Genomic DNA, 13,653 nt, shown 5'->3' with positions numbered 1-13,653 from the left:
GTAGATTCCCTTTCCTAACACGTGTTAGGTAGACTATGCTCGGCACCTAACACGTGTCAAGCGTCACAGGAATGTTGCAAGGGTCTCACGTCGGCCCGCCGCGCCGGTGCACACTTCACACGAGGCGTCCAGCGAATTGTGGCAGTCTTGAGAGAATGAGTTCCCAGCAATTCCGCACAAGCGGGAGGTCAAGCAAACGGCCGCTCCAAGCACGCGATGCCGGCTCCGGCACAGGATTCCTTTTCATCCTGGCCACCATCGCCAGCGTCGTAGGCCTTGCTGCGACCTACTACTTCTTCGTGCGCACCACCATGGGCCAGTTCATTGATGAGTCCGCATTGGTCGAAGCAACCGAGCTGGGTGGAACCGCGGGGCGCGCATCCACCAGCCTGCTGGATATGCTCCCCATGCTCTCCCTGGCCATTGCCACCCTCATGGTCATCTTTGTCACGGTAGCCCGGCGGCGGTGGACTGCTGCGGGAATCGCCGTAGTCGCCTGCATCGGAGCCAACGCGGCCACCCAGATCCTCAAATTCCTCATTCCAGACAGGCCCGACCGCGGAGTGCAGACGCTGGAGCTCAACTCGCTCCCCTCGGGGCACACCACCTTGGCCGCTTCCGCAGCGGCCGCCGTCTTCCTCATGGTCTCACCGCGCTGGCGCCCGCTGGCAGGCTTCCTGGGCAGCACCTTCGCAGTTGCCACCGGCGTCTCGACGCTCATCAACCAGTGGCATCGCCCGGCCGACGTCGTTGCGGCCTTCCTGGTAGTGGGCGCTGTAATGCTCCCGGCGGGCTGGCTCATCCTCCGGACCGGCAGCAGTTGGAACGCGTGGAAGGGATACGGCGAACACTGGGCAGCCTCCCGGCTCTGGGTATGGCTCACCGTTGCCGCCCTCCTGATAGCCATCGCAGTGGCCGGCTACTCCTTGATGCAGGTCATGCCCGGGTTGAGCGCCGACAGTACCGTCGACTACTTCTGGGCCGGCACCGCATTCATCGTGATCGCCGGCTATCTTTCGGCTCTGGGCGGCACTTGGCTGTTCGGCCTGGCGGCACGCAAAAGCTAAAGGCCCGCCCCCAGCCCTTTCACCGCGTCGACAGATCTACCCATGGCATCCCCGGATTCCTTGCATTACTATTAATCCAATCGTTGGAATAACAGTGCAAGATCCGAGGAGCCTTCATGTCTTCCACCCCCACCGCCAAGCTATGGACTCAACCCTCCGCCGGGCCAACTGCGATCCCCGATTCCCGGGACCTGGTTGTGGACCTTATCCGGGTCGCGTGCATGTTCGCAGTCGTGGCTGTCCACTTGCTCATGATGGGCATCAGTGTGGACGGGTCCGGCATTGGAGTCGGAAATCCGTTGACGTCCCTGAGCTGGTTCGCCCAAGGGACGTGGTTCGGTCAGGTCATGCCACTCTTCTTCGTGGTGGGCGGCTTCGCGTCACTGACTTCGTGGCGAAGCCTTCAGCGCCGCGGCGGTGACGCAGGCGACTACCTCCGCAACCGGGTGCTGCGGCTGGTCCGCCCCACGGTTGCCTTGTACGCGTTCCTCGCCGTTGCGTTGTGGAGTGCGACGGCGGCCGGCGTCCCCGGCGATCTGCTCACGGTTATCGCTGCGGGCGCCGGAGTTCAATTGTGGTTCCTGGCCGCATACCTCATCTGCCAAGCCATGGTGCCCACCATGGCCAAACTCCACAGCGTGTCACCCTACCGGACCATTGCGGCGCTGGCCGCGGGCGCCGTCGTCGTCGATGTTTTTCGCCTGGGCTTGGAGCACAATCCCTGGGGCTTCGACTCAAATCCGATCGGGCTGCTGAACATGGTGTTCGTTTGGGGGTTGCTGCAGCAACTTGGGTTCTTCTATGCGGACGGATTCTTTGATCGATTTGCGCGCTGGAAGCTGATTCTGGGAGCTGTGGCCTGTTACGTTGCGCTGGTTCCACTGACCCACGCCGGTCCGTACCCGGTGGACATGCTGACCAACCAAAACCCGCCGATGTTCCCGCTGATCCTTGTGGGTCTGGCCCATGTCCTCCTGGTCAAGGCCGTGTATCCCGTTTTGCAGGGGTTCGTGAGGGTCGGCTGGGTGCAAAAGACCATGTTCGTGGTCGGCAGCAGGGCCATGACCATCTACCTGTGGCACCTCCCGCTGATCATCGCGATGTTTGGCATCGCGCTGCTCCTCCGGCTTCCGTTCCCCGAGCCGGCGAGCGCCGAGTGGTGGTTGAGCCGTCCCCTGTTCTACGTGGCTGCATGGGCGCTTGTGCTCCTGGTGTCCACACCACTGGTCCGGCTGGAGCTAGCCAGCACCGCGCTCACTCCAGGTGCGGCCCGGCCCGCGATGTGGCGCATCCTGACGGGGACCGTATTGGCGATCATCCCGCCCTTCGTGGTGATGCGGACAGCGTTGGATACAGTCAACGCGACGTGGGGACTGGTGTTGCTTGTAGGTGCTGTGGCTTTGGTGACAGGCAACGTTCCTGCCCGGGCGTGGAAGTCGCCTGCCCTGGTGGCTTCCTGACCTCCTTTGTACGCCAAACGGCCGCAGAGCAACCTGATGGGGGTGTTCTGCGGCCGTTCTCTGTGGTCAGGACTGCTTGCTATGGCATGCGGTAGAGGAAGGCTGCCATGGCGTCGCGGTTGATGGGCTCGAGAGCCTTATAGACGAAGTTGCCTTCGCCGATCTGCCAACCTGTCGAAATGCCGGTGACCTTCATCCAGACCATCTCTTTGTAGAACTGCTGGTTCGGGTCAAGATCACTGAAAGGCGGAGTCGTGGGAGCTTCATAATCCGGTTTGTTAGCCAGACGGTAAAGGAAGGCCGCCATCGCATCGCGGTTGATGGGGTTCAGCGGCCGGTAAGTCCGAGATCCGTCCGATTCGGTCCAACCCGACGAAATGCCGCTATCGGCAAGCCAGGACATTTCCTTGTAGAACTGCTGGGTGGTCAGGACATCCTTGAACGGCGACTGCGCGGGCGGCGTGTAATCGGGAGATCCAGCCATCCGATACAGGAACGCAGCCATGGCATCGCGGTTGATGGGTGTTACCGGCCTGTAGGTGACCGACTGGTCCGCTTCAACCCAGCCCGTGGAGATTTTGCGATCCGCCAACCAGGACATTTCTTTATAGAACTGCTGGGTGGTCAGGACATCCTTGAATGGCGAAACGGCCGGTGCAGTGAAGTCCGGGCCCTTGCTGCTGAAGTAGGCCTTCCATTCGGAGGTGGCGCCGTTAAGCAGCGCCCAGCCTTCCTTCGGCTGGGCAGTGACCTTCACCTGGCCGCGGGCAGTGCGGGTACCGGCAACGACAGTTTTACCGTCCACCAGGTAATTCACTGACTCCGACTCCGGGATGGTGTAGCTGTCATTGGCCATGTATGGCTCTTCGTTGAAGACGACAGGCGCGGGGGTCACCGCTTTGTCTGCGGCGACAACGGTGGACGTGGGCTTGCTGGTCATTTGCAGCAACCAGTACGGCGTCTTTACGCCCGTTACTTCCACCGTCAGCGTGGAACCAACGTCCTCGCCTGTGAGTGTGTATTCCGGCAGGCTGGAAACGTTGTCGCCCGTGGTACCCGCCTTATGGCGCGTCCAGTTGTAACGCAATTCCACGGGTGCAGGTTCCCAGGTTCCGGCATCGACGGTCAGGGTGCTCCCGACATAGGCATTGCCAACAATGAGGGGAACCACGCCACTCAAAGTACCTGGAGTGACCTGCGCTGTGGGTTCGGAAGTAGCTGACACAGCCGGAACATAGGACTTAGTGGCAGTAACCGTCACCGTTATCGCAGCTTGGTGGTCGTCTGCCACCAAAGTGTAGGTGGGGTCAGTGGCACCGGCAATGGGTGCGCCCCATCGGTTCCACTGGTACGTCCATTGTGCAGACTCCACATTGGACCACGTGCCGCGGTCGGCGGTCAGGGTCTTACCCACTGCGGCCTCGCCGGCAATGGTCGGGGTTCCTGCAACGATCGGTGCTGCGTCCGCGGCCACCTGCTTCACCGTGGCGTTGGCGTCGACCAGACCCGAGCCGCACCCTGTGCAACCTGCTACCGGACGGGCATTGGCTTTCAGGCGCTGTTCGACGTCTGCAGGGGTGAGTGCGGGAAGCGTGGCAAGCATCATCGCGGCAACAGCTGCGACATGGGGGGCCGCCATGGAAGTACCGGATTTGAGGTAGTAATCCTCGATGGTGGCTGTATCAGCACCCTGGTTGAGCGTGGACACGATCCCGTTCAGTGCGTCTTTCGTCATGTCTCCGCCGGGAGCCATGACGTCCACGTTCGCGCCAAAGTTGGAGTAGTAGGCCCTCTCAGCGGTCCGGGTGCTTGCTCCAACCGTGATGACGTTGTTGCAGTTGGCCGGGCTGACCAGGGACGCGTCAACGTTCTCGTTGCCAGCAGCTACCACAACGGCTGTACCCTGGCTCCGGGCGAAGTCCAAGGCATTCTGGTAAGTGGCTGAGCAGGTCCCGCGGCCGCCCACGCTGAGGTTTATCACACGGGCAGGGTTGGCGTTGGCGGGGACGCTGGGCACCGCACCACCGGCTGCCCACCTGATACCGTCTGCGATGTCTGACGTGTAACCGCCGCAGGTTCCAATGGCTCGGATGGGCACGATCTTGGCCTTCGGAGCAACGCCGGCTACGCCCTTGTTGTTACCGGCAACTGCGGCGATGATGCCGGCGACGTGGGTGCCATGCCAGGACGACCGGGCACCTGCGCGCCCAGCTGCACACTGGTTGTCGGAGGTTGCGTCACCTTCGTCGCGGGGATTCGGGTCGCGGCCATCGCCATCACGGGCCGTCGTCGCGTTGGAGATCATGTCATACCCGGGCAGGACGTTTGCGTTCAGGTCGCTGTGGTCCAGGATACCGGTGTCGATGACGGCGACTGTGCTGCCTTCGCCCCGGCTGACATCCCACGCCCCCAAAGCATTGATGCCCCCTGTTCCCGCGCCAAGGCCCCACTGGAGGTTGTAGTAGGTGTCGTTGGGTGCCGTGGCCAAGGTCTGCATAATGGCATCGGGTTCGGCGTACTCTACGGCTGGGTCTGCGGCCAGTGTGGCCACCAGCGCGCTTGCCTCCTGGGCTGCGAGTTTACGGTCGGTTTTGACCACTTCCTCCCCGGTGGAGGTGGTCCGCAGGCTCTTGACGGGGACGCCCACAGCGTCGGCGGCTTCATTGAAGGACTTCTGCGGGTCCACGGACTGGATCCCCGCGCGCTCCTTGAACTTCACAATGAACTGGTCTGTCGGAGTTGCCGGAATGGTTGATGTCACCGGCAGAGGCGCGGCGCTGGGAAGCGGCGGCGCAGGCGTGTCGACAGCTGCGGCCGGGAGTGCAGGCAGGGCTGCGCCCACCATGGCCACGACACTGAGAAGGATTAAACGAGAACTAACCACGGCTTTCCGCTGGTTACGCATATACAGTCGCCCTTTTGCTCAAAACGCCCCCCAAAGAGCGCTGAAAAATGGCCGCGAGCGCAGCCAAAAATGAGTTTAGCCAAGAATTTGAGATTCCTGCGAATCTCCTGTGGGACTTTGAGCTGACCGTTTTGGCGCCACGGGCCGGCTGCAGGTATTCCTGCAACCGGCTCAGGTTGATATTCGCGGTTCGCCCTACGGCATGCGGTAGAGGAACGCCGCCATGGCGTCGCGGTTAATGGGTGAGAGCGGGCGATAGGTCCGGCCACCGTAGGCGTCCGTCCAACCGGAGGAGATCTTCTGCTCAGCCAGCCATGCCATCTCTGTATAGAACTGCTGACTGACAGCTACATCCTGGAACGGTGAAGTGTACGGCGGCCCATATTGGGGTGACCCAGCCAGCCGGTAAAGGAAGGCTGCCATGGCGTCACGACTGATTGGAGTAACAGGCCGATACGTCAGGCTCTTGCCATTTTTTAACCCAGCCCATCGGAAGCCAGCCGACAACTGTTAAATGAAGTCAGTCGCTGGTGACGTTGAACTAACCTGGGCCTTTCAATCAGAGCGCGCACCTTGCGGCAACTATGGGCGGAGGACAGGAGGCCACCTCCAATCTGAAGCCAAGCTTCCAGGGAGTAACGCGCATCAGCCTCCTCGCCACAGTGCCGGCGACGCGGTTGAGTCAGCGTAACCTCGTCCCATGAGGGAGAGAGACGCCCGGCACCCTTCTGCAGGTGGTGGTGGCTTCCGGCTTACTAGAACGGGGAAATCGTGGACCGCGGCGGTTCTAATCTGGTTTCGTGAGCGTCGTGGAAGATTGCTCCCAAGCATGCTACTCCTGGCTAGCTCGTAGCGCTTGGCGGATCGAGGGTTTTCCTGCCCGCTCGCTGTGATGGCTTAGAGATCCGTGCCACGAAAATGAAGAAGGAGGCTACCGGGTAGCCTCCTTCTCGACATGCGGGATTGTCTACTTTGAGCCGAATTTGGTGTTGTAACGATACATGAACGCGGCCATCGCATCGCGGTTTACCGGTTCCAACGGGCGGTAAGTTTTAGTCTGGTCGGCTTCGCTCCAGCCAGTGGATATTCCCTGCGCTGCAAGCCAGGTTATTTCCTTATAGAACTGTGCCCCCGCGGGCACGTCGGCGAACGGTGAAACCGCTGGTGCCGTGAACGCTGGTTTTCCAGCCAACCGGTACATGAACGCCGCCATCGCATCCCGGTTTACCGGCTGAAGTGGGCGGAAAGTAACCGAACCGTCGGCTTCGGTCCATCCTGTGGATATCCCGTTCTCCGCCAGCCACCGGATCTCAGTGGAGAACTGAGAGCCTGCTGGGACGTCAGAGAACGTTGGCGTGCTTCCACCAGGGGTGGCATAGCTCAAAGTCCCTAGGTCCGTGTTCTTGCCTACCGTTACCCCGACGGGCATCGCATTGGCTTCCGTTAAGGTGTTTCCTGAGAAGATGGGCCCGGGTGTGGCTGCGAGCATATTGGCCGAGACCAGGTAGTTCCCTGTGCTTAGGCCTGTAACTTTAAATGTCCCATCGGCTGCAGTCTGGGCACCACGTGTCGCGAGTGACCCGTCCTTGGTATACACGCGTATCGGGACATTGTTGAGCGGGGTACCAGCTGAGCCGATGATTTTTCCCGTCAATGTTCCACCAAGTTGCGCTGTTGCGTTGATGTTTGAAACCGTTTGTCCTGCGGTGACTGTAACGGGCGTGGCAGCTGCGGCTCCCTTTGATTCGGGAAGATTTTTGTAAAACTGCCCCTCTGAAGTCGTGGCCACGCCACTTGAGCGGTTGAACTGTACTTTGTATGTTCCCGGGAACAGGCCATTGATCGTAAACGAGGCGGAGCCAGGTGAGGCCTGGCCAGCTCGTATCAGCTGTCCGTCTGCCGAGATAGCCTGCACGTCTGCGGTCTTGTCTGCTGCTGGCGGAGTTGCCGTTCCGGTAATAGTTGCGGCCTTGACCGCGACATCACTCAGTCCGGTCAGCTTCTGGGCTGCGGAAACGGTTACTGCCGGTGATGAATCTGCAATCGGAACTCCGCCGTGCCACATGTTGGCGTAGGTGGAGACGTTGAAGGACGAGAATCTGAGCTTGTAGGTTCCGGCCTCGAGGCCGCCTACTGTGTATGTTCCTCCCGACGTGATTTCTGCAGAACCTGCATACGAGTTCGGGGTAGTAGTGGACACGGCTTCGACGTAGCCGTTGAAGGGGTCACCGCCTGTTGGCACAGACAGGATGCCGGAAATGAAAGCTGCAGGTTTGAGCGTTTGATTGACTCCCGTAGCCGTCGTGCCCTCGGAAATCGCGATGTCCTTGGGTTGGGACGCGCCTGCCGTGTATCGGGCAGGAACCACAGGTGAAGGCTCGATCCTGGCAGAAAACGATACTTGATATGTTCCAGGGGCAAGCGGCCCTACTTCGAAGGTACCGTCGGCGCTGGGTGTTGCTTCGTCCGAGTAAGTGCTCGAACCAGCCGAGACACTGATGTCCTTGGCGCTTACGCCCTCGGGAAGTGCTACTGCGCCCCGAATTTTACCCCCTGCCTTCAGCGCCTGCGTGATGCCGGTGACAGATTGGCCCTCTCCGACATCGATGACGGTTGCAGCACTGAAAGTAAGACCCCCGTAGAACGTGCGGTAGACCTGCTCAGGACCACCATTGGTGCTGAAATTCAGTTTGTATTTGCCCGCTTCGAGGCCCGTCAAAGTGAACTTACCGTCGGCAGAAATAGGCAAATACTTGTAGGTCGGCCCGCTTACGGTGTTGACCGCTAGGCCTGTGACGTCTACGCCGGCAGGAACGGTGACGGTCCCCGAGATGCTTCCAGTGGCTGCCGCGGAAGCCGGTATGGCAATGCCGGCCGGGAGCGTGGCTAAGATAGTCAGCGCGGCGAGCATTAATCCGAGCCGTAAACGGACACGGGAATGAGTCCTCATAATGTCTCCATGGGTGCGAACGGACAAGCCGCAAATCAGCGACTCTGGCGCAATGCTAGCTTGCTGCGGAAGTACCGTCGAGACATCGTGATTGTATGAAGTGGAGAGCCATGCCCCGGACACTTTCTAACCAAAAATCGCAGGCTTTCGCGCCCATCCTTCTGGTAATAATGACGGTTTTTGCTTTTGTTCCTGATGGACTTTTCCGCTTTGCGTTACCAAAATTCACAGTCTTGACAGCGGCATGTGTTGTGGCGCTTGCCAGCAGTTCCCGTATCCGTGTGGCTCCCGGCGTCGTATGGGCCGCTGGTCTAGTGTTCGTAGCCTTTACTGTCCGCATAGTGGCGACGGACGGTTTCGGCCCCGAGTTTTGGGGCAGATGGCCTCGCTACGAAGGCGTGCCCGCCATCATCACTTATCTTGTGCTCCTTCTGGTCGGAGCAAAAACCCTCGGTTCCGGTTCTGCTGCTTCGAATAGGACCTTGTGGAGACGATGTCTGGCACTGGCAATGCTTCTATTGGCTCTTCTGACAACATTGGAAGCCACCGGGGTGGAGATTCTTGGCAACACCAGCAGTTTCCGATATGGTGCGACTCTCGGTAACGCTACTGACATGGGAATTGTGGGTCTGACAGGCTGTCTGGCGTTGCTCCCGTTTGCCCTATGGAAAGTAACACCTGGGGACATTTTGGGTTCCGCGGCCGGAGCGATGGTCGCCATTGCTTCCGGTTCGCGCGCTGTAATCATCGTGCTGATTGTTGTGGGCCTGGGCATGCTTGGATACCGGATGGTACAACGTTGGAAGTCGTCCCGTTCCGCCAAAGGCTCCTTGTGGTTTGCCGCCGCTGGAGTCACGTGCGTCGCAACGATATTTGCCCTACCCGCTGTCCGGGATCGACTGCTCATCTCGTCTACCGTCACAGGACGCCTGGATCTGTGGGCAGATACATGGGCACTAATCCGCTCCAATTGGCTATGGGGAATTGGTCCGGGACACTTCGTCGATTCCCTTCCGCGTTTCCAGAGCCAAGGCTTCGCAGCCCGAGTCGGCACCGACTTCCCTGCGGACAGCCCCCACCTGATCCTGTTGCAGTGGTGGACCGACGGCGGTGTCTTCCTCGTAATCGCAAACCTACTACTCTGTGCCGCGGTAACTTGGCTGGCCTTCCAAAACATTCGGCGCGCCCACTTACTTGACGACCGGCTCTTCCTGTTTGGATCCCTCGCCGCCGTTGTCGCATTTGCCGTGGTCCTCTTCACCCACTTCCCGACTCCCGGAACAACAGCACTCGCAGGTCTCTGCGCCGGATCACTTTGCGTCGGGATCCCTTCGAAGAAACAAAAACCCTCTGTGAGAAAGCCCAACAGTCAGGAGCACACCCTGTCGCCCACCCGCGGTACACGAGTTCTCGTGAGCGCAGGGAGGGTGGGAGCGATTGGAGGGTTGGCTGCCTTCATGGTCGTTGCGGGCATGGCCACCGTCGGCGAGCTCTACTTGAAGAGTGGGAATGATTCAGTCATCAACGGGCAGCTTGCCGAGGCGGCAAAAGACTTCCAGACAGCTGAGAGTGCCCGGCCATGGGATTCAGACGTGGCGCTGCTTGCCGGTCAGGCATTCGCAGGACGTGCAGCAGCAGGCGATTCCGCCGCCGCCTCCCTCGCCGTGGATTGGTCCACCCGTTCGCTGCGGTCGACGCCAGATTCCATCGAATCGCTGACGTCGTTGGCAGTGGGCCAACTCGCACTTGGATCTATTAGGGACGCCCAGAGGACGTTGGCAAAAGCGCGGGAACTCGCTCCAGTCAATTCCCAGGTCCTCATTCAATCCGGAATCGCAGAACACTTAGCCGGTCACAGATCCGCAGCCCTTGCATACGTGAGAAAGGCGATAGCGTTAACTCCGACGCCGGAAGAAGGTCGAGCAATTTTGGAAGCCCTCCTGAAAGAACCATCAACCCAGTAAACTTTCTGCGTAATGAGTTCCACTCGGTGAACGCGCGTCCATGTGGAAGAACAGCATATCGACCAAGTAGTCGTCCTCAGTCGACGGCAAAGCTAACTTGCCGCCGACGAATGAAAACCTGGTTCGAGTTCACGCAGAGTTTTGGCGACGCGGCTTGTCAGGGCAAGCTCATGGTCCCGTCCAACGACTTCCCCTGTCGTCCCGAGAAATTCAAGGTTGCAGGAAAGTTGTAGAAGTGCTGGGCGAGCTGGGAAATGGCCTAACTAGCCGTTGGGCAATGTTTGCGGGTGCCGCACCGGTCCTTTCCAGTGGTCTTGTTTAGCAGCAGTCAGCGGAGTCACCGTATTCAACAGTTGCGGCGTACAAGTCCTTGCCGCGCCGGTGTCCAGCTTGTCGAGGAGCACTGTGATTTGACCCATGGCAACTGTTCAAAAGTCTGCTGGACAATTGAGGCGGCTCGGCCCGAGGGAATCTACGCATCTAAAAGTGGTTGGATCCTGATCGGCCTTCAGCTTCGGGCAGTCAGACGCGCGACCCGGACGCTTCCCTTGAGCGAAGCCAGAAAATCGATGGAGCATGAAGACAGGCCCAAGGTGCGCAAGTTTGTCGTCAGTCCACCCTACCGATCGGCAAGTGTGCAACAGCGAGCCGCATTCCCTAGGCATATCATCTCAGGCGCCCTTACAGAGGTGTGAGTCGTGGCGTTGGCACGCGGGAATCGGGGTCACCGCCGGAGATTTCGGACGTCCGGGGAAGTAAGGCTGCCATGCGTGACAGCTAAGGTGAGTGAACGACTCTCTCGACGGGCACCGCCTGCTTGCGCCCTGACCTTGTTCATCAACAGGCAGTAACCATGTGCCGTCTAGATTACATAGGCCCTTCTTACGGCTTATTTGGCAGGAGCCGGTGCGGTGTCCACCACACGGCGTTTCACATCATGCCGGGTAGTTTCGGTTTGGAATCCACAACATGACAATGCCGCTGCCCAGTCCCCCCGACAAGTAGCCAACTCCTCGAAGCAAGCCCGCAACAGCTCCTTTGGCGGTGGAGTGTGCCCGTCGCCAGTGTCAGGTCCCCAGCGATCCATCAGCATGAAGAGGTTCTCCGATTCGCCCACGACATCCAGGAACGGGGTCTGGTGATTCTGAATATGGAACCAATCTTTAGCGTTCTGGATCAGGGCGACGGTGTGTCCAAAACCGGCAGCATATGACGGCAGCAGGTCGTGAGCCACGGTTCCCGGTAGCTCAGACACGTCTCGGCCTTCCATCTCCCAGGCGTGAGTCATGTACCTTCCTACAGCTCCCGGATAGAAGCGGGAGATTGAAGTCTGGGGATTGACCGCAAGCGCAAGCGACGTCGTGAAGTACCTCGACAATGCCAGGCTGGCGTATCCGCCGCCAGAGCTGCCAAAGAAGATCACGTTGTAACCTCCAGTCGCCCGTACGATGCGTCTGATGACGTCCGCCAACGTTTCCTGGAGGTCTGGCTGTTCGCTCGATCCGGCGTACCACGCGAGATTGAGGTCAGCGGACTTCCTAAGGCTGGGATCTGAAATGAAGATCCGGTTGACGGACAGCCCGTCGGTCACGCCTTTACCCAGGAACCACGGCAGACGAACATCTTTCTCAGCTGCGCCATGGAAACACACCAGCGTTGTATCCGAGTTTGAGGGCAGGTTCAGGACTTCGATGGGCAAGCCCCGGTACTGAATTTCAATCAGTCCCTCGGGTACATCCTCCGCCGAGAGGAACGCCTGAAGGTCTTGGAAGGAAGTCGGGACGGGTGTATCAGCGGGCTGGTTGTCTGGCACCACGGTAGTCTAACCGTGACATCCCTTGAGCCCTGAATCCGTTCGAACGCTGACCTCCTTAGTAGTTACGGCGGTGCTTCAGCCTCGGAATCGCGACGGCGAACACCGCCGCCGCTGCGAACCCCAGTATCCCGGTGGCCCAGACGCCCAGGGACAAGGAGACCGCGGCCGTCAACCCGGACAGCAGCACCGGTCCCCCAGTTGCCCCCGAATCTGCGATGAACCTCCAAATGCCAAGAAAATGACTGCGGCCGTTGTCCGGTGAGAAGTCGGCACCCAACGTCATGATCAGCCCCGAGCTGATGCCGTTGCCAAATCCGATCAGCAGGGCGGCCAGTAGCAAGGAGACGAATCCGCCAGTGAAGGGGATCAATATCAGCGCTGTGCCCATGATCAGCGTGGACGGGACAGCTACCCATTGCCTGCCCTTCCTGTCCATCAGCTTTCCCGCCGGATAGAACACCAGCATGTCGATCGCCCCGGAGAGCCCGAAGAGCAGCGACGCGTGTGTGGCGTCGAGCCCCAGGTGATCCGCCCACAGCGGGATAACAACTTGTCGCGATGCCCTCAACGCGCTCAGCAGGAGGATCCCGAAACCAACGGTCAGGAACACTCCCGCGTGCGAAACGGCGACGCTCCGCAACGTCGACGCCGGAGGGCGGGGACCGCCGTCGGACGTTTCAGGAGCCACCAGATCCGGAATGGTGAGCGACAAGGCTGCAGCCGCCATCATGCCCGCGAAGCCCACCCAGTAGGCCCCGCTGATACCGGCGAACTGCATCACGCCAGCACCGACGAAGGGCCCAATGAAGATGCCGATCCTGGTCACGCCGCCCAAGGTGGAGAGGGCGCGTGCCCGGAAGATGACCGGGACGGCTTCGGTGAGGAACTTTTGCCGGGCGAGGTTGAAGACGCTGGCCGACATACCCACCAAGGTCATGGACACTGCCAACAACCACAGGCCGTTCTCCACCTGGGGCGCGAAGGCTGATGCGCCCAAGGCAAGGGCACCCAAAGCGCCGGCCCCAACGATGGACCAACGTTCGCCGAACTTCTCCGTGATGATCGACGCCGGGATGTTGAAGAGCCAGGAGCCTATACCGATGAGCGTTACTACCAGCGCCGATACTGCAACGGAAGCGCCAAGGTCGCGTGCCGAGAGAGCGATGACCGGAAGGACCGCACCTTCTCCAATACAAAACAGCAGCGCGGGCCCGAAGGCCGGGAGTGCGATGCTGCGCAGGCTGAAAGTTTGGTTTGTCTGGGTCTCGGTCATCCCTTTCATCCTAGGACTGCGGTAGCCGCAAGCAGGGTCAGCATGACGTTTCGCAATGCACGCACCAATGCGATTGCACACTGACCACCTCGCAGGTGTTGGGGGGGGGGGGGGCCCCCCCCCCCCCCCCCCCGCCGCCGTCGTATTTAATCCAGGAGCGTCAGAAGGTGGGGTCCGGGTTCGGGTGCGGCGGCACGGGGCCTGGATCGGGAGTGGGC

The 13,653-nt window shown here is 60.2% G+C and carries 7 protein-coding genes and 1 pseudogene; 3 read left to right on the top strand and 5 right to left on the bottom strand.

Annotation, left to right across the window (positions count from 1 at the left end; all coding sequences use genetic code 11):
- The first annotated feature begins 53 nt into the window (after positions 1 to 53).
- Both ACNQOP_RS13935 and ACNQOP_RS13930 read left to right on the top strand, forming a co-directional pair.
- Positions 54 to 1,067, top strand: a complete 1,014-nt coding sequence (locus tag ACNQOP_RS13935) for a phosphatase PAP2 family protein (RefSeq protein ID WP_416404840.1) — start codon at positions 54 to 56, stop codon at positions 1,065 to 1,067.
- Between the two features lie 116 nt (positions 1,068 to 1,183).
- Positions 1,184 to 2,527, top strand: a complete 1,344-nt coding sequence (locus ACNQOP_RS13930; protein ID WP_416404839.1) for an acyltransferase family protein — start codon at positions 1,184 to 1,186, stop codon at positions 2,525 to 2,527.
- A 79-nt stretch (positions 2,528 to 2,606) separates the two neighbouring features.
- On the opposite strand, the gene ACNQOP_RS13925 is transcribed toward ACNQOP_RS13930, so the two are convergent.
- The 3 genes and pseudogenes from ACNQOP_RS13925 to ACNQOP_RS13915 form a co-directional block, all read right to left on the bottom strand.
- Positions 2,607 to 5,372: a S8 family serine peptidase gene (locus ACNQOP_RS13925; protein ID WP_416404838.1), complete on the bottom strand. Its 2,766-nt coding sequence runs from the start codon at positions 5,370 to 5,372 to the stop codon at positions 2,607 to 2,609.
- A gap of 255 nt (positions 5,373 to 5,627) precedes the next feature.
- Positions 5,628 to 5,900, bottom strand: a pseudogene (locus ACNQOP_RS13920) (carboxypeptidase regulatory-like domain-containing protein); the annotation flags it as partial.
- Positions 5,901 to 6,399: 499 nt separating this feature from the next.
- Positions 6,400 to 8,382 (bottom strand): S-layer homology domain-containing protein, encoded by a 1,983-nt coding sequence (locus ACNQOP_RS13915; protein WP_416404837.1) that lies wholly within the window; start codon positions 8,380 to 8,382, stop codon positions 6,400 to 6,402.
- 110 nt (positions 8,383 to 8,492) lie between these two features.
- On the opposite strand from ACNQOP_RS13915, the gene ACNQOP_RS13910 reads away from it, so the two are divergent.
- Positions 8,493 to 10,346: an O-antigen ligase family protein gene (locus ACNQOP_RS13910; RefSeq protein WP_416404836.1), complete on the top strand. Its 1,854-nt coding sequence runs from the start codon at positions 8,493 to 8,495 to the stop codon at positions 10,344 to 10,346.
- Positions 10,347 to 11,235: 889 nt separating this feature from the next.
- Here the strand turns inward: ACNQOP_RS13910 and ACNQOP_RS13905 are convergent.
- Both ACNQOP_RS13905 and ACNQOP_RS13900 read right to left on the bottom strand, forming a co-directional pair.
- Positions 11,236 to 12,159: a hypothetical protein gene (locus ACNQOP_RS13905; RefSeq protein ID WP_416404835.1), complete on the bottom strand. Its 924-nt coding sequence runs from the start codon at positions 12,157 to 12,159 to the stop codon at positions 11,236 to 11,238.
- A 58-nt stretch (positions 12,160 to 12,217) separates the two neighbouring features.
- Positions 12,218 to 13,435, bottom strand: a complete 1,218-nt coding sequence (locus ACNQOP_RS13900; protein ID WP_416404834.1) for an MFS transporter — start codon at positions 13,433 to 13,435, stop codon at positions 12,218 to 12,220.
- Between the last annotated feature and the right edge of the window lie 218 nt (positions 13,436 to 13,653).

The organism is Arthrobacter sp. LFS091 (assembly GCF_047977885.1).
Taxonomy (GTDB): Bacteria; Actinomycetota; Actinomycetes; order Actinomycetales; family Micrococcaceae; genus Arthrobacter.
The sequence above is the reverse complement of the archived record's forward strand: the minus strand, read 5'-3'. Positions and strand labels throughout refer to the sequence as shown.